Raw genomic sequence first — 25,049 nt, 5'->3', positions numbered from 1 at the left:
AACACTCGTTCTTCCACTCTCCCCCTCCCTGTCTCGAACAACTAAACCCGGTGCGGGGTGGTGGCGGCGCGGCGGGCGCCCCCCCCCCCCCCACCACACACTTCGAGACACTGCCTAGTCGAGGCGGGTGGCGGCCACGGCCCACACGGGCACGTGCACCCGGTTGTTCTTCAGCAACGGCCCGATGATCTGCAGTTGTTCCATCATCGGCTTCATCCGATCAGCCCATCCGGAGTCGTCGCTCATCTCCTTGGTCATGTAGGCGAACGTCTCCGGGCCGAAGTTGGCCTGGTAGGTGGTGGTTCCCAGGTGGTCGATGACCCACCCGGCCGCGGAAAGCACGCGGTCGAAATTCTCCGCGGGCAAACCTTCGAGCTGAACGCCGTTGACGTTGTGGCGGCCGAATTCGAACATGAACAGCCGTGCCCCCCGTCTGGTGGCGCGGTGCAGGGCCTGCGCGTACCGGATCTGGGTTTCTTCGTCGTCGAGGAACACGTGGTAGAAGGCGCTGTCGACGACGGTGTCGAAGCGATCCTCCAAGCCCTCGAGTTTGGTGGCATCGGCCACCTCGAAGTTCACCGTCACCTCGGCGCGCTCCGCGTTGCGCTTGGCCCGCTCGATGGCCGACGGCGACGAGTCGATACCGGTGACCGAGTAGCCCTTGGACGCGTAGTAGATCGCGTGATGCCCCGGGCCGGTTCCGGGGTCGAGCACCTCGCCCCGCACGGCGCCGTAGGCCACCAACTGCTGCACCACCGGCTGTGGGCCGCCGATGTCCCAGGGGATCAATGCGGGAGCACCCGGTTCCGATGCCGTGTCGTGGTACAGGGCTTCGAAGTCCATCTGATCGTCGTGCTTCGGTTCGGTGCCCATGGCTCCTCCTTCGATTGCGGATGGGCAACACATGAAGGGTCGTGCCGGCGATGCGACGAATTGTTCCGATGATGGGTCGTCAGTTCTCGGATCATCAGTTTAGTTGTTGCACCGCCGACGGTGGCCCGGTGCTGTTGTTCATTCCGCGCCCGGTGCCGAACATGCTGATCCGACGAATGGAAACCCTTTGGCGTATTTGGCTTTTGGTGAAATTTCTGATTCGACCGAAGTTGGCAATGGCCGATGCTGGATGGTGTGGAAACGGTTGCCACCAGAGCGGGTTGGTTCGGGTTGCTAACAGTTCCGCTCAGTGGGACACGGGCCGGGTGCCGTCCCGAAGGCTGGGTTACTGTCCGGTTGGTTCGATGATCAGCATCACATTCCGGGTAGCAGGGCTATGAAACTGACGTATTTGCTGTGGGGGGCCGAATTGAAGACACGCCTGCACGATGGCGAATTGCGGCGGGCGCTGTCCTGCTGCGGTGTCAGCGAACTGCAGGTGAATATCCGTGACGAGTACGTCGCCGCCGCCGAGCTGTGGATGTGTACCTATGACACGCCCGTCGACGCCGTGGTGACGCTGCGTGGGGTCGAGGACCCCGATCAGGTCACCGCGCTGCTGCGGCCGCTGGCCGATCGGCTCGACGGGTTCGTCGTCGACGAGCTCACCCCGTTGCGCCCGCCGCGCACCGACAGCGGTGTCCGCGCCGACGCACTGGCGCGCATCGCGGTGATGAGGATTCCCGCCGGGATGACCCGGGCGCAGTGGCTGGAGAACTGGATCGGCGACCACACCCAGGTCGCGCTGGACAACCAGGCCAGTCTGGGCTACATCCAGAATCCGGTGCTGGGCTCGATCACCCCCGACGGGCGGGTGGACGCCGTTGTCGAGGAACTGTTCCCGATGGCCGCGATGTCGGATCCGCACGCCTACTGGGGAAGCGGCGGTGACGACGCCGAACTCGAGCGGCGCTGTACCCGCATGCTCGACAGCATCGCCCGTTTCGGCGCCGACCGCGACCTCGACGTCATCCCGACCAGCCGCTACGTCTATTCGCTGCGCTGACCGTGCGCCGACCCCCGGCCGAGCCCGAGCCGGCGCCGGGGCCGGTACCAGGTGGCGCTTTCGACCCGCACCGGGCGCCGAACCCTTCGAGCAGGTGGCTGTTCATGACTGCCCCTCGCGGTCGATGAGGACGCCCGGGTTGAGGATCCACGCGGGGTCGAGTGCGTTTTTGGTGGCGCGCAGGGCGGTGGCGAACGGCCCGGGTCGTTCCCGGTCGTACCAGGGCCGGTGGTCGCGGCCGACGGCGTGATGGTGGGTGATGGTGCCGCCGTTGGCGGAAATGGCTTCGGAGACAGCGGTTTTGATCTCATCCCACTGTTCGACGGTGCTCCCCCACCGGCCGGCGGCGTATACACCGAAGTAAGGTGCGGGCCCGTCGGGATAGACGTGGGTGAACCGGCAGGTCAGCACGCCGGTGACACCGGTGGACCGGAACGCGTCGGCGGCCGCGGTCTCGATGGCGGCGCGCAGCTGGTCGAATCGATCCCAGGTGCAGGCGGTTTCGAAGGTTTCGGTGATCATCGACTGGGCGGCGAGGGCGTCGCGCTGATAGGGCATGCGCAGGAACGACGAGCGCCAGGTGTCGGAGGGGTCGGCGTCGGATGCGGTGGCGGGCGCCTCGTCGCGGGTGCGGCCGCCGAAACCGGCGCAGATCTCGACGGCGCGGCGCAGGGATTCGCCGACGGGGTGGTCGGCGGATTCGAATCCGAGGACCAGGACTCCCCCGGCGGCGAGGACTCCGGCGTTGAGGAACGCTTCGGCGGGATCGAGCAGCCGGCAGTTGGCCGGGTTGAGCCCGGATTGGGCCAGGGTGCGGGTGGCGTCGACGGCGGCGCGGTAGTCGTCGAACAGGACCGAGGCCTTCGCGCGCCAGCGGGGCCGATCCTGCAGCCGCATCCACGCTTCGGTGATGACGCCGAGGGTGCCCTCCGAGCCGAGGAACAGGCGGTCGGGGGCCGGTCCGGCGCCGGAGGCGGGCAGCCGCCGCGATTCGCCGACCCCGGCGGGGGTGACGACGCGCATCGATTCGAGCAGGTCGTCGATGTGGGTGTAGAGGGTGGCGAAGTGTCCGCCGGCGCGGGTGGCGAGCCAGCCGCCGAGGGTGGAGAACTCGAACGATTGCGGGAAGTGCCGCAGGGTCAGGTCGTGGGGGCGCAGCGCGGATTCCAGTGCGGGCCCGAGGATTCCGGCCTGAATACGGGCCGCGCGGCTGGTGCGGTCGATCTCGAGGACCTGGTCGAGCGCGGTCAGGTCGAGCGCGACGCTGCCGGGATAGTCGCCGCAGTCGCGGGGTTCGACACCGCCCACGACCGAGGTGCCGCCACCGAAGGGGATGACCGCGAGTCCCGCGCCGGCGCACCAGTCGAGGACGTCGACCACGTCCTGCTCGGTGCGCGGGCGCACGACCAGGTCGGGGACATCGCCGATGCGGCCGAGCAGATTGCGCACGATATCGCGGAAGGCCTGGCCGTGGCCGTGCAGCACGCGGTCGGCGGTGTCGTAGGAGGCGATCCCGGCCAGGGCCTGCGGGGCGCGGGTGCGCGGTTGCGGGATCGGGAGTGCGGTGAGCTCGGGTGGCTGGTGGATGGTGAGGTCGGCGTCGGGCAGCAGGGCCGCGATCCGCTGGGTGAGTGCGCTGCGTTCGGCGCCGGTGACGGCGTCCTCGACGGTGCCCCATCCCCACCACGATCTGGTTGCCATGGTCGTATCCTCCACTCGCCACATTAATGACTGATCGGTAAATTACTACATGGTCAATAACGGCGGCGGCAAGAGGCACCCTCGCGGACACCGCTGCGCGGCCACCGGATTCGAGTCAGGCGAACGCGGCGATGACCCGGCGGGTGCGGGCCGCCAGCTCCGGCCCCGGCACCTGCGGATGCCGCTGCCACCAGTGGATCAACGCGGTCACCGCACCGATCCACACCTCGGTGAACGCCGCCAGATCCACCGGATCGGTGATCGCACGCGCGGCCATGAACGCCGACATCGCGCGCGCGGCCTGCTCCTCGATCCGCGCGCGCGCCGCGTTCGCGGCCTCGGCGGCCGGGCCGGCGGCGGGATGGGTGCGATCCAGCAGCACGTTCCAGTCGTGCGGGCGGTGCTCGAGCGCGCCGAAGATCGCCAGCAGGGTCTGCTCGGCCATGGTCAGATCCGCGGTCCCCGACAGCACCGGCTCCACCGCCTCGGTGACGGCCCGGGCGGCCCGGTCCAGGCACGCGGCATAGAGCCCGTCCCTGGTGTCGAAACAGGTGTGCACCAACGTCTTCGACACCCCGGCCTGCTTGGCGACGGCCGCCATCGACAGACCCGCGTAGCCGACCCGCGCGATCTGCGCGGCGGCGGCGTCGAGGATCTGCTCCTCGCGTTCGGCGCGCGGCACATTCCTGCTGCCCGCGGTGCGTGCCATCTCAGCCCTTCCCGGATGCGGCGGTCACGACAGAGCCGTGATCAGGCGGCGGCTGCGCGCGATCATCGCCGCGGCGGATTGGTCGGGATGACGGATCCACCACGACACCAGCGCGGTGACCGAACCCATCCAGATATCGGTGACCATCGAAAGATCCTGCGGATCGCCGACCCCGCGCGCCCGCATCACCGCGCCCGCCCCGTGCGCGGCCTGCGCGGCGATCCGCCGGCGCGCCGCCCGGGCGGCGTCGGCGGCCGGACCGTCGCCGGGATGACTGCGATCGAAGAGCGCATTCCAGTAGTACGGGCGATGCTCGAGAACCCCGAAGATCGCCGCGAGGGTGTTCGCCGCCATCTCCAGTTCGGCCGGACCGGCGATGACGGTGTCGATCGCGTCACCGATCGCCGCGGCGGCCCGCTCCACACACGCCGCGTACAACTGGTCCTTCGTGCCGAAGTAGGTGTACACCAACGGTTTCGACACCCCGGCCTGGGCGGCGACCTCACCGGGATTCAACCCGGCATACCCGACTGCGGCGATACGTTCGGCGGCGATCTCCAGGATCTGATTCTCCCGCTCGGCGCGCGGCACACCCTTGGTTCCCGCCCTACCCATTCCACCGTCCTCGGTCACACACCCGGTCACCAGCAACCTACCGAATCGGCGACCACGCCCGGCCCACCCGCCACGCGCGCCGGGAACCGGGCGGACCTGTCAGGGTGGGCTCGCGACGTGGTCGGCCGCGCCGGCTCTCACGCATGCCGTGCTGGACGCCGGGTGGCTACCGACGAGTGGAAGCTGCTGCCGCCGAGGAGGATCGGTGGTTCGCGACCCGGACACGAGACAGCCCCCTCCGGACAGGTGCCGGGAGGGGGCTCGCGCACCGCGTCCGGTCAGCGGATGGTGCCGGCGCCCGGGATCAACGGCAGATCCAGCGGGGTGACCCAGCCCGGCGGCAGGGCGTTGACCGCGGGCACGGCGTTGAGGGCGCGCATGCCGGTCGCCAGGCACCCGGCGACGGCGGGGGTACGCCCGGAACCGTCGGTGAAACGGAACGAGGTCTCCTGCGAGATCGACGGGCTGCCGATGATGTCGACCCGGTAGACGTCGTCCTTGGTGCCCGCGGGCCAGTCCGGGGCGGCATCGAGGCCGATGCGGTTCACGTGTTCGAGGGTGATGACCTCGCGGCCGCGATACACGCCGTTGATGGTGAAGCGGATCGCGGCGACCGTGCCGGCCTTGATGATGCCCTTGGCCGAGGGCCGGTCCTCGGGCGTCACCCACTTGTCCCAGGTGGTGGTGATGGCCTCGAGTTCGATCCCGGCGGCGGTGGCGATCATGGGAACCGTTGCGCCCCAGGCCATCACGAGCATGTCGGGGTGTTCGAGCAGGGCGGTGAACTCGGGCGGGTGGCCGATGCCCATCTCGAATTCGTAGTCGCCCTCGTAGTCGGTGTAGTCGAGCAGCTCGGAGGCGCGCACGGATTCGACCGCACCGCACAGGCCCATCAGGGTCATGGGGAACAGGTCGTTGGCGAAGCCCGGGTCGATGCCGGTGGTGAAGCACGACGCCCCGCCGGCCGCGCACGCCTCGGTGATCGGGTCACGCCAGAACGCGGGCAGCTTGTCCATGTGCGGCCACACCCACGGGGTCATCGCGGTCGAGCACACGTCGATGCCCGCGCGCAGGAACGACCCGATCACGCGCATGTTCTCCTCGGCGAACGCCGCCGTCGGCCCGTAGTGCACGACCGCGTCCGGGCGCAGCGCGATCAGCTCCTCGACCGAATCGGTCGCGAGCACACCGGTTTTCGCGGCCCCGCACAGGTCCCCGGCGTCCTTGCCGACCTTGTCGGGATTGCTGACGCCGACCCCGACCAGGTCGAAGCGCGGGTGGCGCACGATCTCGGCCAGCACCATGGACCCGACCACGCCGGTCCCCCACAGCACGACGCGCTTGTTCACGGTTGCTCCTGTACTCATCGGTGGAACTCGCCGCAGTCGACGGTGAGCATCTGGCCGGTGACGGCGGTGGCGAGATCACTGGCCAGGAACAGGGCCGCGCGCGCGACCTCCTCGGGTCCGGCGAGGCGGCCCAGGTCGGTGGGTGCGGCCTTCTGCCGGTAGATGTCGTCGTGGGTGACCCCGGCCTGGCCGGCCAGCCAATCGAAATAGGCCTTGTTGATGTCCTCGTACACATACGACGGTGCGACCGAATTGACGCGGATGCCGCGCGGCCCGAGCTCGGTGGCCAGCGACGAAGCCAGGTGCGCGAGTGCGCCTTTGGACAGTTTGTAGCCCGAGTACTCCGGTTGCGAGCTGTAGGACACGCACGAGTTGAGCATGATGACCGACCCGCGCGAGCGTTCCAGCGCGTCGGCGAACAGCGCCGACAGTCGCAGCGGCGCGAACACGTTCGTCTCGTTGGCGTGGCGCAGCGCCTCCACCTCGATCTGGGTGATCGGGTACATGGGCGGGATGGCGAAGGCGTTGTTGATGAGGCAGTCGACCCGGCCCAGTGCGGCCAGCGTGGTCTCGACGAGCGCGGCGCGCTGGGATTCGTCGGTGATGTCGGTCCTGGCGACCACCGCGGCGCGGCCCAGGGCGCGGACCTCGTCGGCGTATTCGTGCAGGCGTTTCTCGGTGCGTCCGGCCAGCACCAGATCCGCGCCCATGCGGGCGGCTTCGATGGTGAGCGAATGGCCCAGGCCCGGTCCGACACCGGAGACCACGATGACCTTGCCGGCCAGCAGCGGTACCGGCTGGTAGGTGTCGGCGGGGGTGACCTGCGGGGCAGCTGACACGACTCCTCCTCGAGTCCTCAGCGGTTACAGAATGTAACGACTTTGATGTGACAGACTGTATCGACTCCTGCCCGCAGCGACAAGGACGGATTTCCGTGACCACACGCCACCGGCTGGGCCCGCACCGCGACCCCGCGGTGGACACCGCGGTCCTCGACGCCACCCGCGCCCTCGTCGTCGAAGCGGGCTACGGCGCCACCTCCATCGACGCCATCGCCGCCCGCGCCGGCGTCAGCCGCCCCGCCATCTACCGGCGCTGGCCCTCCAAGGCCCACCTCATCGCCCAGGCCGTGTTCCCCGACGTCGGATCCGCGGTCGTCGCCCCCGATCTGCTCGCCGAGATCCGCAAGGTCATCCGCGGCACCATCCAGCTGTTCGGATCGGCCGAAACCCGCGCCGCCATGCCCGGACTCATGGCCGAGATGCGCCAGGACTCGGGCCTGTACGAGAAACTGTCCGCCCGCCTGGACACCCCCACCCGCGACGAACTCGCCGACTACCTGCCCGGCGACGCCGAACGCCCGGGCCTGGACCCGAACACCGTGCTCGACACCATCGCCGGCGCCGCCCTGTTCGCCATGTGCATCCGCGACATCGACGACCTGGACGGATTCGCCACCTCCCTCGAGGACCTGTTGCTCTACGGCATCCTGGGCGCCCGCCCCGACACCGAATGACCCGGCGCGGCCTCACCTCTCGGCGAGACCGACACCCAGCATCAGCGTCAGCGAGTCGAACAGCGGCCTGAATTCGACCACCTTGGCCTGGGTCACCCGCACGAAACCCCTCTCCGCCGACTCGATCGTCGCGCCCGTCGGCGGCGCGGACCGGAACTCGCCGCCATGGATGCCGCGCGGGGGCGACCCTGCACCTCGTGGCGACCCGCCGCAACAACCCCGGTGAGCCGGCCCGGTCGTCGCCCAGCGGAGCGAATTTCGGTGGGCGGAAAGGTCTTTCGGCGGTCGCGTACCCGCCAGGGCGGCCAAGACCGTGCACGCGCTGCTGATCGAGACCCCGCCCACTCCCGCCGAACTGAAATCGGTGCAGATCGGCGGCGACACCACCGGGTCGGTGGGCGCGGTCGCGCAGGTCAGCGAGATCGTGGTCGCGCTGCGGCCCACCCGGGACTGCTGACCTGCCGCATTCGGGCCCGCGACACCCACTCCGCCCCTTACCGTCTGAGAAGGCTTCGATGGTGAGTGGAACGAGAAGTGTGATGAGCGAACCGAATACGTCCCCCGCCGCCTTCCAGGCGACCGCCGCGATCGACCCCGGCGCGGTCGCGGTCCGCGATATCGGCGGCGCCCGCGCCCTGACCTGGGCCGACTATGCCACCCAGGTACGCGAGGTCGCCGCCGGGCTGGCCGCACTGGGGGTGGGGCGCGGGGACACGGTGGCGTTCATGATGGCCAACCGCGTCGAGTTCTACCCCCTCGAGGTCGGCGCCCAGCACACCGGCGCCACCTCGTTCTCGGTGTACAACACGCTCTCGGCCGAACAGCTGCACTACGTGTTCAGCAACGCCGGCAACCGGGTCGTGCTGTGCGAGGCCCAATACGTCGACCGCATCCGCGCCTGCGGAGTGCCCATGCAGACCATCGTGTGCGTCGATGAGCCCGCCCCCGGCACGCTGACCGTCGCGCAGCTCAAACAGTTGGGGCGCACCGATTTCGACTTCGACGCCACCTGGCAGGCGATCCGGCCCGACGACATCGTCACCCTCTGCTACACCTCCGGCGCCACCGGCAACCCCAAGGGCGTGGAGATCTCCCACGCCAACCTCGCCTTCGAATGCCGCGCCTACGCCTCGGTCATGCCCGTCGAGTTCGGCGACCGCATCACCTCGTTCCTGCCGACCGCGCACATGGCCGACCGGGTCACCAACCTGTACCTGCACGAATACTTCGGCACCCAGATCACCGTCGTGCCCGACCGCACCCAGCTGCCCGCAGCCCTGGCCGACGTGCACCCCACCATCTGGGGCGCGGTCCCGCGCGTATGGGAGAAACTCAAAGCGGCCGTGGAATATTCGGTCACCGCCGAAACCGACCACACCCGCCGCGCCGCCCTCACCTGGGGCCTCGAAGTCGCCGCCCGCAAGGCCGCCGCCCAGCTGGCCGGGCAGCCGATCGACACCGACCTGGCCGCCGAATGGGACAAGGCCGACGCCGCGGTGTTGGGGCCGCTGCGCGCCAAACTCGGCCTGGACCAACTCAAATGGGCGCTGTCGGGGGCCGCGCCGATCCCGCCGGAAACCCTCGGATTCTTCTTCGGCCTGGGCATCCCCATCTCCGAGGTGTGGGGCATGTCCGAACTGACCTGCATCGTCAGCGTCTCCCCGCCCGCCGAAGCCCGCCTGGGCACCGTCGGCCGGCTGCTGCCCGGACTGGAATCCAAGATCGCCGACGACGGCGAGTTCCTGGTCCGCGGGCCCCTGGTCATGCGCGAATACCGGCACGAACCCCAGAAGACCGCCGAGGCCCTCGACCCGGACGGCTGGCTGGCCACCGGCGACATCATCACCTGCGACGCCGACGGCTACCTGCGCGTGCTCGACCGCAAGAAGGAACTCATCATCAACTCCGCCGGAAAGAACATGTCCCCGGCCAACATCGAGAACACCGTCAAAGCCGCCACCCCGCTCATCGGCGCCCTGGCCACCATCGGCGACAACCGCGCCTACAACACCGCCCTCGTCGTCCTCGACGCCGAATCCGCCGCACCCTACGCCGCTCGGCACCGGCTACCCGACGCCTCCGCGGCCGCCCTCGCCGCCGATCCGGGCGTCATCGCCGAGATCGCGCGCGGCGTCGCCGCCGGCAACGCCAAACTCTCACGCGTCGAACAGATCAAACGCTTCACCATCCTGCCCACCTTCTGGGAACCCGGCGGCGACGAGATCACCCTCACCATGAAACTGCGCCGCACACCCATCGCCCGCAAATACGCCGCCGACATCGACCGCATGTACACCCCCGCCCTCGCCGACGGTGTCCACGAACCCACCACACCCTGACCCGCACCGGCATCCGATCCGGCCGTCTCCGCACCCCGTCGCGGAGGCGGCCGGATCGTGTTCGCGCCGCGGGAGGGGAGTCTCGGGCGGCGCGGCGCTCGCGCGCCGGTCACGTCGCTGGACGGGCCGGCAAGGAACCGACCCTTTATAACAGAGCGCTTGCTCTGTTATGGTCGGTGCATGCCCCGCCCCCGCACCCACGACCCCGACCTCGTGCTCGATGCCGCCGAGGCCCTGGCCGTGCGATCCGGGCCCGCCGCGGTCACCATCCGCGCGGTCGCCGCCGCCACCGGCGTCTCCAACGGAGCGCTGTACCACACCTTCGGGTCACGCGCGGAACTGGTGGGGCGCACCTGGATCCGGGCCGCCCACCGGTTTCTCGCACTCCAGGCCGCCATGGTCGCCGAGGCCGGCGACGGCGTGGCAGCGGTCATCGCCGCCGCCGAGGCGCCCGCGGAATTCGCCGCCCGCCACCCCATGTCGACCCGGCTGTTCTTCACCGTCCGCCGCGACGACCTGCTCGGCGACGACCTGCCCGAACCCGTCCGCGCCGAACTCGCCGCCACCCAGGCCACCCTGGTCGAGCTGATGAAGACCCTCGCCCGCCGGCTCTGGGACCGCGCCGACGCCGCCGCCGTCGACACCCTCACCCTGTGCCTGGTCGACCTGCCGACAGCGATCCTGCTCGACCGCGACCGCCTCGCCAATCCCCTTGCCCGCGGGCAGCTCCGGGCCGCCGTCCGCGCGGTCCTCGACCTCGGGCCCGCACCCGCACGACCGAAAACCACCTGAGGAAGGACACCCCATGCCCACACTCACCTACCACGACAAGATCGCCGTGCTGGACCTCGGCGGCGACGAGAACCGCTTCTCACCCGAATTCCTCGACCAGATCGGTGCGCACCTCGACACCGCCGTCGCCGACGGCGCACACGCCCTGGTCACCACCGCTTCGGGCAAGTTCTACTCCAACGGCCTGGACCTGGACTGGCTCTCGGCCAACGGTGAACGCGCCGAATGGTATGTGGCGCAGGTGCAGTCGCTGCTGGCCCGCGTGCTCACCTTCGAACTGCCCACCGCGGCCGCCCTGCCCGGGCACGCCTTCGGCGCCGGCGCCATGCTCGCCCTCGCCCACGACTACCGGGTCATGCGCGCCGACCGCGGCTACTTCTGCTTGCCCGAAGTCGACATCCACATCCCCTTCACCCGCGGCATGGCCGCGCTCATCCAGGCCAAACTCACCCCCAAGACCGCGATCGCGTCCATGACCACCGGACGCCGCTTCGGCGGCCCCGACGCCCTCGCCCACGACATCGTCGACGCCACCACCGACCTCGACACCCTCACCGACACCGCGCTCGCGATGCTCGCCCCGCTCGGGGCCAAGGACCCGGCCACCCTCGGCGCCATCAAGGCCACCATGTTCGCCGACGCCGTCGCCGCCCTGAACAACGCCTGACCTGGCCTACCGGGTGCGGCCGGCCACCGACACCGCCGGCCGCATCCGGTTGCCGCACGACGAGCACTCCATTGCGATGGGCTCACGGGGGCACAGGATTCGGGCCCCACGGCGGCCACCGACTTATCCGGTATGCGCGCCGGCTCCCCGGAGATGCGGCAACAGCAACTCCGCGACCGCATCCGGGCGTTCGGCCTGCAGGAAATGCCCACAGCCGGGCAATTGCGCGTGCTGGACCTGTGCATGCTCTGCCAGTACCCGCTGCAGATCCGGCGACAGGCAGCCATCGCGCAGCCCGGCCAGCGCGAGCGTGGGCAGCGGGGCGGCCTCGGCCATCAGGATGTCGCTGAATTCGCGAGTCGCCCTGCGCTGCACCGTGAACAGCGACCGGTAATACCGCGTGGCCGCCCACGCCATCACCGGATCGGTGAAAACGGCTGCCACCGGCGCGAACTCGTCGTCGGTGAACGCCCACCCCGGCGACCACCGCCGCCACAGCGCTCGTACGAACCCTGCGTCCCGGCGGGTCAGCAACCGCGGCGACAGCCCCGACTGCATGACCGGAATGTAGGACGACAACACCAGCTGCCGCGGCAGATGCCGCCACATACCCGGCGCCACCCCGCCCCCGAACGGCGGAATCGCCAGCAATGTCAACGACTCCCACCGCCGCGGATCCTGTTTGGCCAGGATCATGGCCACGAACGCGCCCCAGTCGTGTCCCACCAGATGCGCGCGCGGCCCACCCAGCTCCGTATGCCAGGCCGCCACATCCGCACTCACCGCCATCAGGTCATAGCGCGCCGCCCGCGACGCCGACCCCGGCGTATAGCCGCGCAACCACGGCGCCAGCACCTGATACCCGGCCTCGACCAGCAGCGGGATCAACCCGTCCCACGTGTGCGGCGTATCCGGAAACCCGTGCAGCAGGATCAGCAGCGGCGCGTCGTCCGGGCCGAAGTGACGAGCGGACAGTTCCAGGCCGTCACGGCGCAACGTCAGCGTGCGCGCAACAGGATGATCGAACGGCATGCACACACCCTCTCACTGGAGTCGACTGTCGAATTCCTCGACACCTGAACACATTCGGCCCCACGGCACGAAGCCGCGACCCGGCGGCGGGTTCGCCGGCGGCTACCAGCCGAACCCGCTGTCGCGGTCAGCGGCCCTGCCAGACCGGGGGACGTTTCTCCACGAACGCGCGCATACCCTCCCCGGCGTCCTGCGACGACAGGGCGGCCGCGGCGACCCGACCCTGCTTGCCGAACGCCTCGGCCACCGACCAGTCCGGGGCCTGTTCGATGATCTGCTTGCTCGCATCGATACTCAGCGGAGCGTTCACCGCGATCCGCTGCGCCAGCGCCAGCGCCGCCTCGAGCGCCTTGCCCGGTGCGGCGACCTCGTTGATCAAACCGATCTCGGCGGCCCGGGCCGCGGTGATCGGGTCACCGGTCAAAGCCAGTTCCATGGCGATCGCCCGGGGTAGGCGCTGCGACAGGCGCAGCACGCCACCGCCGACGGCGACCAGGCCGCGTTTGACCTCCGGGATGCCGAACGTCGAATCACTCGCCGCGACAATGAGATCGGCGGCCAGCGCCAATTCGCAGCCGCCCGCCAGCGCGGGCCCCTCCACCGCCGCGATGAGCGGCTTGCGCGGCGGCTGGGAGACGATGCCGAGGATGCCGCGCTTCTCGGTGACCGGCACCTCGCCACGAGCGGCCGCCTTGAGATCCATACCGGCACTGAAATATCCGCCCGCACCGGTGAGAATCGCGATGCGCGCATTGGAGTCGCCCTCGTAGGCGTCGATCGCGCGTTCCAGTCCCAGCGCGGTGGCCAGGTTGATCGCATTGCGCGCCCGGGGCCGGTTGATGGTGATGATCATGACGTGGCCGCGGCGCTCGATGAGCACCGGCGCGGGCGGCGGCGGCGGCAACGCGACCCGGGGCAGACCCGCGGTGCTCAACCCGTGACCAGGCGTCTTCGCCACCGTCGTATCCGCAGCAGTGTCAGTGGATACACCGGTATCGGTGGCGACGGCATCGGATTCCACCGCGCCGGACTCGGAGGTCACCGGGCCGGCATCGGATTCCCCTGTGCTGGACTCGGCTTCGCTGACCTGCGCGGGCCTCGGGACGATCGCGTCGCCGTCCACGGTCACCGGCAGGCCCAGCCAGTCGTCGTCGGTGAGAGCGGTGAGCAGGGCGGAATCGGTGGAGCGCACCAGGACTCGCTCACCCTGCGGGGTCAGCACGCTCACGATCGCGGCCTCGGGACGGCCGTCGCGGCCGTAGGGCAGCGTGTAGGCCTCCACCACGGCCTCGCCGCTGAAACCGGTGCGGGCCGGGCGGGCCGGGGGATGCTCGATGACCGGGGTCAGATGCCGGTAGCTCTGCCGGGGCGGGGTCGCCGAGTACACGCCGAGGGCGTGCTTGGTCAGATACCAGCCCAGAGACGTTGCCAGACCGAAGGATTCCGGCTCGGCGCGCAACCGCTGCACCAGCGTCGCCACCGCGTGACCCCCGTAATTGTTGCCCGGCCCGCCACCGAAGGTCAGGCCCCCGGTCACCGACAGCGGCCGCTTGGGATCCTCCACCGGCAGCCCCAGCTCACGGGCCGCGATCTGCACCGCCACCGGGAAACACGCATACAGATCGACATGGGCCAGCGCGTCGGCGGTGATGCCCGCATGGTCGAGCACCGCCGCACCCAGCGTGCGGATCGCGGGCGACGCCGCCAAATCGCTGCGCTCACTGACGAACCACTCGTCGGTGCCCGAGGCGCCCGCGTGCAGGAACACCCACTTGTCCTGCGGAATACCCGCCGCCTCGGCGGCCGCCGCGCTGGCCACGATGATGCCCGAAGCCATGTCCACCATCAGGTTCGCGCACTCGAGTTTGGTGTAGGGCGCGGAGATCATGCGATTGGCCTCGGTCACCGTCGCGATCTCGGGGGCCGGGAACTCCTGCGGCTGCCAGGCATTCGGATTGGCCGCCGCCACCGCCGAGAACCGCGACCACATCTCGGCCACCGCCGCCGCATGCTCGGCCGGAGTACGGCCCAGCCGCCCCCGATTGGCCGACTCCAGCAGCGCGTACATATTGATCGGCGCCTGCAGCCCCGCCGCCGACTCGGCCGCATTGTTGGCCGCCTTGTCGATCCCCACCGTGCGCGTCGGCGCCACCGCCGGATCCTGTACCGGCCAATCCAATTCGATTCCGGCGCGCTGCGCCGCCGCCTGCGTGGCCCCGGCCTCGGCGCCGGTCACCAGCACCAGGTCGTAGTCGCCAGCCGCGATCGCCGCGGCCGCCTCGTTGAGCACCAGCTGCCCGCCGTCACCGCCGAACGGGCTCGACTGCACCGTCTCCGCCCCGCGCGCGCCCACCGCGCGCGCCACCAGCGCACCCAGATCCCGGTACTGCCACGACGTCGGCGACACCGCGAACACCGCATTCGCCTGCGCCAGCAGCGCTTCCCCCGCCCCGGCATCAGCGGCCGCGGCGCGCAACGCCCGCACCGCCAGCTGCGCGGGATCGCCGTAGGACGGGTCGGGGGTGCGCTGCACCACCTGCCCGACGCCCACCAGCACCGGCGTGCCCGGCGCCAGCAGCGTCCCGGATGCCCGGTGCCGCACCGCCTTGTGCGCCGTCCGCTCCGTCGAGCTCGACTTGGCCGCCACCGCCGCGGGCAGCGCCGCCAGGGAATCGCGCAGCGCGTCACCGAGCGCCCGGGCCACCGTCGCGCCCAGCGGCCCGTCGACCGGCTGCCCCGACAGACCCGCATCGAGGTACACACTCGACCCGGACCCGTTGGGCGCCACCGTGATCCACAACCCCAGGCCCAGCCCCTGCGGCCCGCGCCCGCGCATCGCCAGCCCGGCGTCGCCGACCTCGGTCACCGTCCACGCCACATCCGCCGGGATCCCCATGAACTTGGCCACCTGCGTGTACTCCACGCCCACCGCCGCCGCCCCCGGCGCCTCCCCGCGCCAGCCCGCATGGAACACCACCCACTCCGGAAGTCGTTGCAGCTGAGCGAGATACGCCAGCGTCGCGGCCGGCCCGGTCTCGAGATCGTGATGGGCGTGCGCGGTGCGCGGGTAGTCCGCCAGCCCCGCCGGCACCGCGTGCTCGACCGGGACCGCCGCCTCGCCGGTACCGCCGTGACCGGTCAACCCGGCGATCAGCTCCCGCACGATGCGCGGATCGCGGCGCACACTGTCGACCAGCTGCCCACCCGCACGCAACTGTTTACGCACCGACGCACTCCGATCGAGCCCCTGCCCGACCACCGCACGCAAACGTTCGAAACCCGGCACCGCACTCACGGCCCACCTCCTCGCTGAGGGTCCACACCATCCGGCCCTCACGGTATCGGCCGCCGACCGGCCGCGGGAAGGGCGACGGCGACTTCGCACCCCCGCCAACCGGATTCGCCACCACCCCTTCCACCCGCGTGTGTGTAAGCGTAGAATTACGGTTCGTGGGTACTTACCAAAGCGCCGCTCTCGACGCCCTCGGTGACCCGACCCGGCGAGCCATCTTCGAACGCCTCGGCCGAGGCCCGTGCGCGGTCGGCGAACTCGCCCAGGAGCTTCCCGTGTCCCGGCCCGCCGTCTCCCAGCACCTCAAGGTGCTCAAACAGGCCGGCCTGGTCCGCGACGAAGCCGTCGGCACCCGGCGCGTCTACCGGCTCGACCCCAGCGGCATCGACGCGCTGCGCGCGTACTTCACCCACTTCTGGTCGACCGCGCTGTCGGCCTTTCGCGACGAAGTGAACCGCCACGCCCAGCAGGACCACACCCAGGAGCAGTCATGACCCAGCACACCGACACCGTCACCGTCGACGTCACCGTCGACGCACCCATCGACAAGGCCTACCGCGTCTTCACCACCGGCATGGACACCTGGTGGCCGCGCGAGCACCACATCGGCTCCGGCCCGCTGGCCGAAGTCGTCGTCGAACCCCACGTCGGCGGCCGCCTCTACGGCCGCGAAGCCGACGGCACCGAATGCCCGTGGGGCCGGGTGCTGGAGTGGTCACCCGACACCCACTTCGCCTTCTCCTGGGACATCGACCTGAGCTGGAAACCCGAATCCGACCCGGCCCGCACCAGCCGCGTCGATGTCACCTTCACCGCCCTCGACCCCGGCCGCACCGCCGTCACCCTGGTGCACTCCGGCTTCGAAAACCACGGCCCCGGCTGGGAATCCATGCGCGACGCCGTCGGCTCCCCGGACGGCTGGCCCGCACTGCGCGACAACTACGCCAAGGTCGTCGCCGCCTGAGCGGGCACCCTCACAGCAGGCGGGTGAACCACACCTGATCCCGCAACCGGATCCCGTCCACCACGATCTCCTCCGCATACCCGGCCGCGGCGGTGAACACATCGGGCACCACCCGCGTCATCCGGAACCCGCACCGCTGATAGAACCGCAGATTGCCCACATCGGCGGTGGCGGTGGCCACCTCCAGCCGGCGCACCCCGGCGTCGGTGGCCACCGCCACCACCCGATCGATCAGCCGCCTGCCCACCCCGGTGCCCCGCACCGGTTCCGCCACAGCGGTATTGACGATCTCCCAGGTCGATTCCCCGGCCCCCGGCGCAGCCTGGATATGGCCGACCACCGCCCCGGAGTCGTTGCGCGCCACCCACACCCGTCCCCGGCCGATATACCCGGCCAGCGCCTGCTCGGAATCCTCGGCCATCCGGAACGACCACGCGATCTCGGCGCGATCACCGAGGAACTCCTCGATCCGCACCTCGCGCGCCGCCTCCGGCACCACGATCAGCATCCACCCCTCCGGATCCAGCACCGCGAACGCCCCCGCCGCTACCCAATACGGATTGTCCGGAACCACCTCGGCCACACCATGATCGGCCAGCCGCGCCCGCAACCGCGCGAACCCCGACCGCAGATACAGCACCACCGCATGCTCGGGGCCCGGCGGTGGCGGTGGCGGCGCGCCTTCGCGGCGCACCAGCTCCAGCTGCGCCGACGCGTCCGGCAGCCCGAACACGAACCCGCTGTAGCCGGCATGATCCTCGAACACGAAAAGTTCGGTCAGTCCGACGATCTCCCGGTAGAACGCCGCACACTCCACCACCCGATCGGTCTCCCGCGCGAAACGCGCCGCCGCCAGCGACCACTCGCCGCGACCGGACTCCGAGGCAACCACAGGCACATCCTCCTCACAGACAACGACACCCGCACGCCGGCATGTCGGCCCGGCACCGAGCAGTCGACCCATTGCTCCCCAACCGCCCGCCCGACCCCGCACACCTTGCCGAATACCGACCGGCCGAAACACGAACGCGGGTGCCCCGATACGGGCGCGCGCGGTGGACACACCCCCCCCGGCGCGGCGCCCCGCCCACGTTCCAGCCCCCCAGTGCCCCCCACCCGCCGCCCCGCCCCCCCCCACCGTTCCCAACACCCCTCGGCCCAAACCCCCACCGCCGGCCCCGCCTGCGGGCCCCCCGCGTTCGACTCACGCCCTCGTGCGGCTCAGAGCGCGACACCCAGCAGGGCGTCGACGGTGTCCTTGATCAGACCCGGCGCCGCGGTGGCGGGGCCGCCGTAGGCCAGCGCCTGCTGTGCCCACGCGTCGATCGCCGCGATCGCCTTCGGCGTGTCCAGATCGTCGGCCAGATGCCGCCGCACCCGCGCCACCGTGTCACCGGCCTCGGGACCCGACTCCAGCGCCACCGCCGCCCGCCACCGCTCCAGCCGCGAAAGCGCCTCGGCCAGTACCGCATCCGACCACTCCCGGTCGGCGCGATAGTGGCCCGCGAACAACCCCAGCCGGATCGCGGCCGGGTCGGTGCCCGCGCGGCGCAGCTTCGACACGAACACCAGATTGCCGCGCGACTTCGACATCTTCTCGCCGTCGAGCCCGATCAGGCCCGCGTGCACGTAGTGGCGGGCGAAACGGCGTCCCTTCACCAGCGCCTCGGCGTGCGCGGCCGAATACTCGTGGTGCGGATAGATCAGATCGCTGCCGCCGCCCTGCACGTCGAACTCGGTGCCGATGCGGTTGAGCGCGATCGCCGCGCACTCGATGTGCCAGCCGGGACGGCCCGCCCCGAACGGCGCCGGCCACGACGGCTCACCCGGCCGCTCCGCGCGCCACAGCAGCGCGTCGATCGGATCCCGTTTGCCCGGCCGCTGCGGATCCCCGCCGCGCTCGGCGAACAGTCGCTCCATCGTCGCCCGGTCGTAGCCGGACTCGTACCCGAACTGCTCGGTCGCGTCGTGACGGAAGTAGATGTCGGCGTACTCCGGATCATCGACCACATACGCCGCACCCGAGGCGAGCAGCTTGTCGACCAGCTCCACGACCTCCTGCACCGACTCGATCGCGCCGATGTAGTCGCGCGGCGGGATCACCCGCAACGCGTCCATGTCCTCACGGAACAGATTGATCTCCCGGGTGCCGAGCTCACGCCAGTCGATGCCGTCGCGCTGGGCGCGCTCGAACAGCGGATCGTCGACATCGGTGGTGTTCTGCACGTAGTGCACCTCGTGCCCGCCGTCGCGCCACAACCGGTTGACCAGGTCGAAGGTCAGATAGGTGGCCGCGTGCCCGAGATGGGTCGCGTCATAGGGGGTGATGCCGCACACGTACATCGTCGCGGTGGCGCCGGGGGTCACCGGGCGCACCTGCTTGTCGGCGGTGTCGAACAACCGCAACGCCGGTCCGGATCCGGGAACGGTCGGGACAGCGATATCGGACCAGGACTGCATGAATCGAGGTTAACGCTGTGATCGCGCCCCACCCCCGCCGCCCCCGCACCGGTGTGCCGTGCGACACCTGCCCGCCCTGGCCGACCAGCACCCTAGTCGCGGGCGCGAGGGTGTCAAGAGTTGCAATCACGACGAGGCGAACGTCGCCGCCGACCGGGTCAGAACGCGGGCCAGGGAATCGGGCGCTGACTCACCGGCATCGGCATCACCGGCTCCTCCAGCAGGGCCCGCCCGCGCGCCTCGAGCGCCTCGATCTCGGCGTCGGTGAGGAACTCCGCCAGCCGCTCACCCAGCTCACCGGGCAGCGCCTTGACGAAAACCGTGATGTCGGTGAGCAATTCGTCACCGATCGGCTCACCGGCCCAGCCCCACAACACCGTGCGCAACTTCGGGTCGCGATGCAGGCAGATGCCGTGATCGACACCGTAGACCCGCCCATCGAGCCCGACGAGAGCGTGCCCGCCCTTGCGGTCGGCATTGTTGAGCAGCACATCCAGCACCGCCATCCGATGCAGCCGCGGATCATCGGCGTGCACCAGCGACACCGGATGCCCACCCGGATCCAGCGCCCGCAACACCTCCCGATACCCCTCGGGCACCGCATCCACCGGGCACAGATCCACCAGATCCGGGCCCGTGGCATCCTCGGCGGTCTCGATCCAGCGCTGCACCATGCCCGGCCCGAAAGGGCCCTCCCGCAACACGGTTTCCGGGATCACGCCCCAGCCGATCGCCTCCGACACCAGATACGAGGCCACCTCCCGCCCGGCCAGCGTGCCGTCGGGGAAATCCCACAGCGGCCGCTCCCCGCGCACCGGCTTGTACACCACCCGCAGCCCCGCGCCGTCGGTCTCGCAGACGAGCGTCACATTGCTGGCGGTGGTGACCTGCCCGATCACCGTCAGCTCGGCGGTGCGCAGCCCATCCTCGCTCACGCCGTCATTCCTCGAGTTCATTGCCGCCGAAGATGTCGCCGCGCTTGTAGCCGTTGGTGCGCACGCACATGTGCCCCTTGGACGACAGCGGCTCCCCGCACAGCGGGCACGGCGGGCGCCCGGCGGCGATCACGCGCGCCGAGCGCAGCGCGAACTCGCGCGCCTGTACCGGGGTCAGGAACACCCGCACCGCGTCGGGACCCTCCTCGGTGTCGTCGAGCACCACCGATTCGTCCACCTCGGTCTCGGTGATCGCCAGCAGCTCCACCACCACCGCGCCCGCGTCGGCGTCCCAGCCCAAACCCATGGTGCCGACCCGGAATTCGGCATCGATCGGGGTGATCAACGGCGCGGTATCGGCCACATCGGCGGCCTGCGGCGGCACGGTGGTGCCGAAGCGTCGTTGCACCTCGTCCAGCAGCAGACCCATCCGATCGGCGAGCACCTTCACCTGCTGCTTCTCCAGCAGCACGCTGATCACCCGCGGGTCCTGCACGGCCTGCAGGTAGAACGCGCGGTCGCCCGGCTCGCCGACGGTGCCGGCGACGAAACGATCGGGGGTGCGGAAGATATGGATTGCTCGGCCCATTGCACCTCCATTCGGTTCACTCACACTTATGAATCGGGGCGTTCCGCTACCCCATTATCCGTACTGATGGTGGTACCCGTTTCTCCGCCGGGAACCGGCCCCGAGCGCGATTCGCCGCCGGTTCGCGGTGAAATCGCCGCCAACGCGGACAGGTCCGTCCCGGTGTCGTTGACCCGCCACACGTACGGGGCGGTCGGGGTGTAGCGGATGACGCTGATCGACGCCGGCTCCACCACGATGCGCTGGAACCCGTCGAGGTGAATGCCGAAGGCGTCGGCCAGCACCGATTTGATGACGTCGCCGTGCGTGCACGCAATCCACAACACATCGCTACCATGCCGGGCCGCGAACTGCCGATCCCGTTCGCGGACAGCGGACACGGCCCGAAACTGCACCTGTGCCAAGGACTCTCCGGAGGGGAAGGTCGCCGCCGAGGCGTGGCGCTGCACCACCTTCCACAACGGCTCGCTCATCAGGTCCGCCAGCGCCTTGCCGGTCCAGTCGCCGTAGTCGACCTCGAGCAGGCGTTCGTCGGGTTCGGGTTCGAGTCCGAGCTTGTCGGCCAGGGGGGCGACGGTGCGCTGGCAGCGCAGCAGCGGCGAGCACACGATGTGTTCGATGGGCAGTGATCCCAGCCGCTCCATCAGGCTCTGCGCCTGTTCGCGTCCGCGGTCGGTCAGATCGACGCCCGCGCTGCGGCCGGCCAGGGTGCGAGCGGTATTCGACGTGGACACGCCGTGCCGCAACAGGATCACCGTCACCGGGACAGCCTACTGGCTACGTCGCCGACACGACGCCGGTCGTCAGCAGCACCATCACGGTCAACCCCAGCAGGATGCGGTAACCGACGAACCAGTCCAGCGAGTGCCGCGCCACGAACTTCAGCAGCCACGCCACCGACGCATACCCCACCGCGAAGGACACGATGGTCGCCACCAGCAGCTGCGGACCCGACGCATTGAGGCCCTCACCAGCGGGTTCGAACGCGTCGGGAAGACTGAAAAGGCCCGAGGCCAGCACCGCCGGGATCGCCAGCAGGAACGAGAACCGCACCGACGCCTCCCGGGTCAGCCCGCAGAACAGGCCCGCCGACGAGGTCGCGCCCGAACGCGACACGCCCGGGATGAGGGCCAGGCACTGCGCCAGCCCCATGATCAGGCCGTCGCGGGTGGTCAGCAGCTCGATCGGGCGGCGACGGCGACCGTAGGCCTTGCCCGAGTAGTACTCGGCGGCCGCGATCACCAGTGCGAACACGATCAGCATGATCGACACCAGCCACAGATTCCGTGCGCCGGTGCGGATCTGGTCCTTGAGCAGCAGACCCAGAATCCCGATCGGGACGGTGGCGATGATCACATACCAGCCGATCCGATAGTCCAGCTCGCGCTGCACGTCGGGATCGGGGCCGAAGGAGAAGCGCCCGTCCTCGGTCAGCACCGGCAGCCGGGTGGTCGCACGCTCGGACACCGGCACCGAAACCCGTTGCGGCGCGGCCACCTTCGACCACATCGTGGTGCACCAGGCGACCAGGATGCGCCAGATGTCCTTGGCGAAGTACACCAGCACCGCCGCCTCGGTGCCCAGCTGGGTGACCGCGGTGAACGAGGCGCCCGCATCGTCACCGAAGAACACCGCCGAGGTGATCCGCAGATGCGCCGAGGAGGAGATCGGCAGAAACTCCGTCAGCCCCTGCACCAGGCCCAGCACCAGCGCCTGCACCCACGTCATCGACTCGCCCACACACCCTCCAGTCCCGAATCGTCGGCTCCCGGTGCGGATTTCGGCGCCACATCGCGCCCGAACCGCCACCGCCCCGGCGCATCCGCGCCGCAACACCGCAGCGACCCTACCGGGCGGGTGTCCGAATTCGGACATGCATGCGCGAAATGGGCGGAGTTGCCCGGTACGGACGTCGACCCGCCGCGCTCGCCGCGGGCCGTAGCCCGGCAGATGCGACAGGTGGGCCTAGGCTGACGCGTGTGACGAAAGTGCAAGCGCGGTGATGGAACAACGGACGGTCGGCCGCAGCGGACTGCGGGTCTCGAGGCTCGGGCTGGCCACCCACACCTGGGGCAGGGAAACCGACGCCGAGGACGCGGCCGCCCAGCTGATGGCGTTCGTCGAAGCGGGCGGCACCCTGGTCGACACCTCCCCCGCCTACGGGGACGGCGCCGCGCAACACATTCTCGGCGAACTGCTCTCCGAGATCGGGCGCGAGGACCTCGTGCTGTCCGGAAGTGCCGGATACACACCGATACTCAGCGATGCCGCCGCGGAAGCGCCCGCCGCCGTGCGCTGGACCGTCGACGCCTCCCGGCGCACCATGCGGCGCCAGCTCGACCACACCCTGCGCCAGCTCGGCACCGACCACCTCGACCTGTGGACCGTCGCCGCCTGGGACCCGCACACCCCCCTCGAGGAGATCGCCGACACCCTGTCGTGGGCGGTGCGCTCGGGGCGGGTGCGCTACGCGGGCGCGCGCGGCTACGACGGCTGGCAGCTGGCCACCCTGGCGGCCGCGGCGCCCATCACCGCCGCGACCACCCAGTACTCGCTGCTCGCACGCGGGGTCGAGCACGAATTCGTGCCCGCCGCACAGCATCACGGCATCGGCCTGATCGCCACCGCACCCCTGGCCGGGGGCATCCTCACCGGCAAATACCGCGACGGCGTGCCCGCCGACTCGCGCGGCGCCGACGAGGCCACCGCCGCCGAGATCACCGCCCACCTCGACGATCGCGCGGTGCGGGTGGTGGACGCGGTGGTCACCGCCGCCGACGGGCTGGGCACCTCACCGCTGGCGGTGGCGCTGGCCTGGATCCGCGATCAGCCCGCGGTGGCGACGATGCTGGTCGGGGCGCGGGATATCGGGCAGCTCACCGGGATTCTGGCCGCCGAAACCCTCGAGCTGCCGCGTGCCATCACCGCCGCACTGGGAGACGTGAGCGCACGCACAGAATGAGCAAGGCTAACCTTACCTGCATGAGGTGTCTCGTGAATGCCCGCTCGGCGGCCCGTACGCTGCTGATCATGCTGCTCGGCATCGGCCTGGTCGCGGGCGTCACCGCCTGCAGCAGCGGCACCTCCGGCACCGGCGGCGCCCACGGCCCGGTGACCGCCAGCGTCGGCGACCTGAACCCGGTGGCGATCGGACCCGAACCCACCCCGGTGCTGCCCGCGACCGTGAAGTCCTTCGACGGCAGCGACGTCACCGTCACCGACACCAGCCGCATCATCGCCGCCGACCGCTACGGCACCCTGGCCCAGACCGTCGTCGCGCTCGGCCTCCGGTCAAAACTGGTCGGCCGCTCCAACTCTGCGGCGTTCCCCGCCGTCGAGGACCTGCCCACCGTCTCCAGTGGCGCGGGCACTCTGAGCGTGGAATCGGTTGCGGCACTGCGGCCCACGGTATTCCTCACCGACACCACCGCCGTCACCGCCGCCCTGCGCGAGCAGCTCAAGGCACTGGGCATCACCGTGGTCTACTTCGACCCGCAACGCACCATGGACGGCGTCGTCCCCCAGATCCAGGCCGTCGCCGCCGCCCTCGGCGTCCCCGACGCCGGCAAGGCCCTGGCCCAGCGCACCCGCGACGAGATCTCCGCGGCCACCGCCTCGGTGCCGCACCAGGATTCGAAGCCCAAGATCGCGTTCCTGTACCTGCGCAGCACCGCCATCACCATGATCGCCGGACCCGGCTCGGGCGCCGACTCGCTCATCACCGCCCTGGGCGGCATCGACGCCGGCACCGCCTCGGGCATCACCCAGGACTTCCTGCCCATCACCAGTGAAGCCATGATCGCCGCCGCCCCGGACGTCTTCCTGCTCATGAGCGACGGCCTGGCCTCCGTCGGCGGCATCGACGGCCTCGAGAAGATCCCCGGCGTCGCCCAGACCCCCGCCGGACGTGACCGCCGCGTCGTCGACATGTCCGACGCCGTCCTGCTGTCCTTCGGCCCCGACACCGGCCGCGTCCTGGCCGCCCTCGTCAAGGCCGTCTACGGCACGAGCAACACATGACCGACCCGCAAGCCCCGCGACCCGATCCCGCCCGCCCGCCCGGCGCTGCCGCCACACCGGACGGCGACGGGACCGATCCGGCCGTGGACCGCGCGGCGAACCGGGCCAGGGCACACGAGACGACCTCGCC

The 25,049-nt window shown here is 70.3% G+C and carries 24 protein-coding genes; 10 read left to right on the top strand and 14 right to left on the bottom strand.

Translation table 11 applies throughout. The features are described 5' to 3' along the window. Positions 1 to 114: 114 nt before the first annotated feature. Positions 115 to 873, bottom strand: a complete 759-nt coding sequence (locus tag ACFXKA_RS23735) for a class I SAM-dependent methyltransferase (RefSeq protein ID WP_379428941.1) — start codon at positions 871 to 873, stop codon at positions 115 to 117. A gap of 397 nt (positions 874 to 1,270) precedes the next feature. On the opposite strand from ACFXKA_RS23735, the gene ACFXKA_RS23730 reads away from it, so the two are divergent. After that, positions 1,271 to 1,939: a hypothetical protein gene (locus ACFXKA_RS23730; protein WP_379428940.1), complete on the top strand. Its 669-nt coding sequence runs from the start codon at positions 1,271 to 1,273 to the stop codon at positions 1,937 to 1,939. 102 nt (positions 1,940 to 2,041) lie between these two features. Here ACFXKA_RS23730 and ACFXKA_RS23725 read toward each other — a convergent pair whose 3' ends face one another. The 5 genes from ACFXKA_RS23725 to ACFXKA_RS23705 all read right to left on the bottom strand — a co-directional run bounded on the left by ACFXKA_RS23725 (position 2,042) and on the right by ACFXKA_RS23705 (position 7,152). After that, the gene (locus ACFXKA_RS23725; RefSeq protein ID WP_379428939.1) at positions 2,042 to 3,640 is read right to left on the bottom strand and encodes an FAD-binding oxidoreductase; all 1,599 of its coding nucleotides are present in this window, start codon (positions 3,638 to 3,640) and stop codon (positions 2,042 to 2,044) included. Positions 3,641 to 3,755: 115 nt separating this feature from the next. Next, positions 3,756 to 4,349 (bottom strand): TetR/AcrR family transcriptional regulator, encoded by a 594-nt coding sequence (locus ACFXKA_RS23720; protein WP_379428938.1) that lies wholly within the window; start codon positions 4,347 to 4,349, stop codon positions 3,756 to 3,758. Between the two features lie 24 nt (positions 4,350 to 4,373). Beyond that, complete coding sequence (locus tag ACFXKA_RS23715) at positions 4,374 to 4,964, bottom strand: TetR/AcrR family transcriptional regulator (protein WP_379428937.1); 591 nt, start codon at positions 4,962 to 4,964, stop codon at positions 4,374 to 4,376. Between the two features lie 278 nt (positions 4,965 to 5,242). Then, the gene (locus ACFXKA_RS23710; protein WP_379428936.1) at positions 5,243 to 6,331 is read right to left on the bottom strand and encodes a dihydrodipicolinate reductase; all 1,089 of its coding nucleotides are present in this window, start codon (positions 6,329 to 6,331) and stop codon (positions 5,243 to 5,245) included. Next, positions 6,328 to 7,152 carry an SDR family oxidoreductase gene (locus tag ACFXKA_RS23705; RefSeq protein WP_379428935.1) on the bottom strand — a complete coding sequence of 275 codons (825 nt, stop codon included), beginning with the start codon at positions 7,150 to 7,152 and terminating at the stop codon, positions 6,328 to 6,330. Before ACFXKA_RS23705 ends, ACFXKA_RS23710 begins: the two co-directional genes overlap by 4 nt. 95 nt (positions 7,153 to 7,247) lie before the next feature. Between ACFXKA_RS23705 and ACFXKA_RS23700 the strand changes: the two genes are divergently transcribed. From ACFXKA_RS23700 to ACFXKA_RS23680, 5 genes are all read left to right on the top strand, one after another. Further along, positions 7,248 to 7,829, top strand: coding sequence for a TetR/AcrR family transcriptional regulator (locus ACFXKA_RS23700; protein WP_379428934.1), 582 nt, complete (start codon positions 7,248 to 7,250; stop codon positions 7,827 to 7,829). Between the two features lie 313 nt (positions 7,830 to 8,142). Next, positions 8,143 to 8,286, top strand: coding sequence for a hypothetical protein (locus ACFXKA_RS23695; protein WP_379428933.1), 144 nt, complete (start codon positions 8,143 to 8,145; stop codon positions 8,284 to 8,286). An 82-nt stretch (positions 8,287 to 8,368) separates the two neighbouring features. Beyond that, positions 8,369 to 10,168: a fatty acid--CoA ligase FadD11 gene (gene fadD11, locus ACFXKA_RS23690; RefSeq protein WP_379428932.1), complete on the top strand. Its 1,800-nt coding sequence runs from the start codon at positions 8,369 to 8,371 to the stop codon at positions 10,166 to 10,168. Between the two features lie 180 nt (positions 10,169 to 10,348). After that, positions 10,349 to 10,960: a TetR/AcrR family transcriptional regulator gene (locus ACFXKA_RS23685; protein WP_379428931.1), complete on the top strand. Its 612-nt coding sequence runs from the start codon at positions 10,349 to 10,351 to the stop codon at positions 10,958 to 10,960. A gap of 13 nt (positions 10,961 to 10,973) precedes the next feature. Continuing rightward, positions 10,974 to 11,627, top strand: coding sequence for an enoyl-CoA hydratase-related protein (locus ACFXKA_RS23680; protein ID WP_379428930.1), 654 nt, complete (start codon positions 10,974 to 10,976; stop codon positions 11,625 to 11,627). Between the two features lie 123 nt (positions 11,628 to 11,750). Here the strand turns inward: ACFXKA_RS23680 and ACFXKA_RS23675 are convergent, their stop codons facing one another. Together ACFXKA_RS23675 and ACFXKA_RS23670 are read right to left on the bottom strand one after the other, a co-directional pair. Further along, the gene (locus ACFXKA_RS23675; protein ID WP_379428929.1) at positions 11,751 to 12,659 is read right to left on the bottom strand and encodes an alpha/beta fold hydrolase; all 909 of its coding nucleotides are present in this window, start codon (positions 12,657 to 12,659) and stop codon (positions 11,751 to 11,753) included. Positions 12,660 to 12,786: 127 nt separating this feature from the next. Next, complete coding sequence (locus ACFXKA_RS23670; RefSeq protein WP_379428928.1) at positions 12,787 to 15,954, bottom strand: crotonase/enoyl-CoA hydratase family protein; 3,168 nt, start codon at positions 15,952 to 15,954, stop codon at positions 12,787 to 12,789. 155 nt (positions 15,955 to 16,109) lie between these two features. Here ACFXKA_RS23670 and ACFXKA_RS23665 point away from each other — a divergent pair, with 155 nt between their 5' ends. Beyond that, a complete protein-coding gene (locus tag ACFXKA_RS23665; RefSeq protein WP_379428927.1) occupies positions 16,110 to 16,445 on the top strand; it encodes an ArsR/SmtB family transcription factor in 336 nt (111 codons plus the stop codon). After that, entirely contained in the window at positions 16,442 to 16,915 is a 474-nt protein-coding gene (locus ACFXKA_RS23660; protein WP_379428926.1) for an SRPBCC family protein, read from the top strand. The genes ACFXKA_RS23665 and ACFXKA_RS23660 overlap by 4 nt, the downstream gene beginning before the upstream one ends. Before the next feature lie 10 nt (positions 16,916 to 16,925). Here the strand turns inward: ACFXKA_RS23660 and ACFXKA_RS23655 are convergent, their stop codons facing one another. The 6 genes from ACFXKA_RS23655 to ACFXKA_RS23630 all read right to left on the bottom strand — a co-directional run bounded on the left by ACFXKA_RS23655 (position 16,926) and on the right by ACFXKA_RS23630 (position 22,627). After that, positions 16,926 to 17,807, bottom strand: coding sequence for a GNAT family N-acetyltransferase (locus ACFXKA_RS23655; protein ID WP_379428925.1), 882 nt, complete (start codon positions 17,805 to 17,807; stop codon positions 16,926 to 16,928). 329 nt (positions 17,808 to 18,136) lie between these two features. After that, a complete protein-coding gene (mshC, locus tag ACFXKA_RS23650) occupies positions 18,137 to 19,375 on the bottom strand; it encodes a cysteine--1-D-myo-inosityl 2-amino-2-deoxy-alpha-D-glucopyranoside ligase (RefSeq protein ID WP_379428924.1) in 1,239 nt (412 codons plus the stop codon). Between the two features lie 158 nt (positions 19,376 to 19,533). Beyond that, complete coding sequence (locus ACFXKA_RS23645) at positions 19,534 to 20,331, bottom strand: SCO1664 family protein (RefSeq protein WP_379428923.1); 798 nt, start codon at positions 20,329 to 20,331, stop codon at positions 19,534 to 19,536. Further along, the gene (locus ACFXKA_RS23640; protein ID WP_354832444.1) at positions 20,315 to 20,899 is read right to left on the bottom strand and encodes a DUF3090 domain-containing protein; all 585 of its coding nucleotides are present in this window, start codon (positions 20,897 to 20,899) and stop codon (positions 20,315 to 20,317) included. Before ACFXKA_RS23640 ends, ACFXKA_RS23645 begins: the two co-directional genes overlap by 17 nt. Before the next feature lie 26 nt (positions 20,900 to 20,925). Continuing rightward, positions 20,926 to 21,660 (bottom strand): histidine phosphatase family protein, encoded by a 735-nt coding sequence (locus ACFXKA_RS23635; RefSeq protein WP_354832446.1) that lies wholly within the window; start codon positions 21,658 to 21,660, stop codon positions 20,926 to 20,928. 16 nt (positions 21,661 to 21,676) lie between these two features. After that, entirely contained in the window at positions 21,677 to 22,627 is a 951-nt protein-coding gene (locus tag ACFXKA_RS23630; protein WP_379428922.1) for an undecaprenyl-diphosphate phosphatase, read from the bottom strand. Positions 22,628 to 22,901: 274 nt separating this feature from the next. Between ACFXKA_RS23630 and ACFXKA_RS23625 the strand changes: the two genes are divergently transcribed. Then, on the top strand, positions 22,902 to 23,861 hold the full coding sequence (locus ACFXKA_RS23625; protein WP_354832450.1) for an aldo/keto reductase: 960 nt from the start codon (positions 22,902 to 22,904) through the stop codon (positions 23,859 to 23,861). Between the two features lie 20 nt (positions 23,862 to 23,881). Continuing rightward, positions 23,882 to 24,919: an ABC transporter substrate-binding protein gene (locus tag ACFXKA_RS23620; RefSeq protein ID WP_354832452.1), complete on the top strand. Its 1,038-nt coding sequence runs from the start codon at positions 23,882 to 23,884 to the stop codon at positions 24,917 to 24,919. Positions 24,920 to 25,049: the final 130 nt, after the last annotated feature.

The sequence above is a fragment of the Nocardia sp. NPDC059228 genome (genome assembly GCF_042754245.1).
Classification (GTDB): domain Bacteria; phylum Actinomycetota; class Actinomycetes; order Mycobacteriales; family Mycobacteriaceae; genus Nocardia.
The sequence above is the reverse complement of the archived record's forward strand: the minus strand, read 5'-3'. Positions and strand labels throughout refer to the sequence as shown.

Bases quoted from the DNA above. Each gene is read 5' to 3' on its own strand.
- ACFXKA_RS23630 (WP_379428922.1), bottom strand. From the start codon at position 22,627: ATGACGTGGGTGCAGGCGCTGGTGCTGGGCCTGGTGCAGGGGCTGACG.
- ACFXKA_RS23675 (WP_379428929.1), bottom strand. From the start codon at position 12,659: ATGCCGTTCGATCATCCTGTTGCGCGCACGCTGACGTTGCGCCGTGAC.
- ACFXKA_RS23625 (WP_354832450.1), top strand. From the start codon at position 22,902: ATGGAACAACGGACGGTCGGCCGCAGCGGACTGCGGGTCTCGAGGCTC.
- ACFXKA_RS23735 (WP_379428941.1), bottom strand. From the start codon at position 873: ATGGGCACCGAACCGAAGCACGACGATCAGATGGACTTCGAAGCCCTG.
- mshC (WP_379428924.1), bottom strand. From the start codon at position 19,375: ATGCAGTCCTGGTCCGATATCGCTGTCCCGACCGTTCCCGGATCCGGA.
- fadD11 (WP_379428932.1), top strand. From the start codon at position 8,369: ATGAGCGAACCGAATACGTCCCCCGCCGCCTTCCAGGCGACCGCCGCG.
- ACFXKA_RS23660 (WP_379428926.1), top strand. From the start codon at position 16,442: ATGACCCAGCACACCGACACCGTCACCGTCGACGTCACCGTCGACGCA.
- ACFXKA_RS23725 (WP_379428939.1), bottom strand. From the start codon at position 3,640: ATGGCAACCAGATCGTGGTGGGGATGGGGCACCGTCGAGGACGCCGTC.
- ACFXKA_RS23715 (WP_379428937.1), bottom strand. From the start codon at position 4,964: ATGGGTAGGGCGGGAACCAAGGGTGTGCCGCGCGCCGAGCGGGAGAAT.
- ACFXKA_RS23645 (WP_379428923.1), bottom strand. From the start codon at position 20,331: ATGAACTCGAGGAATGACGGCGTGAGCGAGGATGGGCTGCGCACCGCC.
- ACFXKA_RS23720 (WP_379428938.1), bottom strand. From the start codon at position 4,349: ATGGCACGCACCGCGGGCAGCAGGAATGTGCCGCGCGCCGAACGCGAG.
- ACFXKA_RS23685 (WP_379428931.1), top strand. From the start codon at position 10,349: ATGCCCCGCCCCCGCACCCACGACCCCGACCTCGTGCTCGATGCCGCC.
- ACFXKA_RS23730 (WP_379428940.1), top strand. From the start codon at position 1,271: ATGAAACTGACGTATTTGCTGTGGGGGGCCGAATTGAAGACACGCCTG.
- ACFXKA_RS23640 (WP_354832444.1), bottom strand. From the start codon at position 20,899: ATGGGCCGAGCAATCCATATCTTCCGCACCCCCGATCGTTTCGTCGCC.
- ACFXKA_RS23620 (WP_354832452.1), top strand. From the start codon at position 23,882: ATGAGGTGTCTCGTGAATGCCCGCTCGGCGGCCCGTACGCTGCTGATC.
- ACFXKA_RS23680 (WP_379428930.1), top strand. From the start codon at position 10,974: ATGCCCACACTCACCTACCACGACAAGATCGCCGTGCTGGACCTCGGC.
- ACFXKA_RS23710 (WP_379428936.1), bottom strand. From the start codon at position 6,331: ATGAGTACAGGAGCAACCGTGAACAAGCGCGTCGTGCTGTGGGGGACC.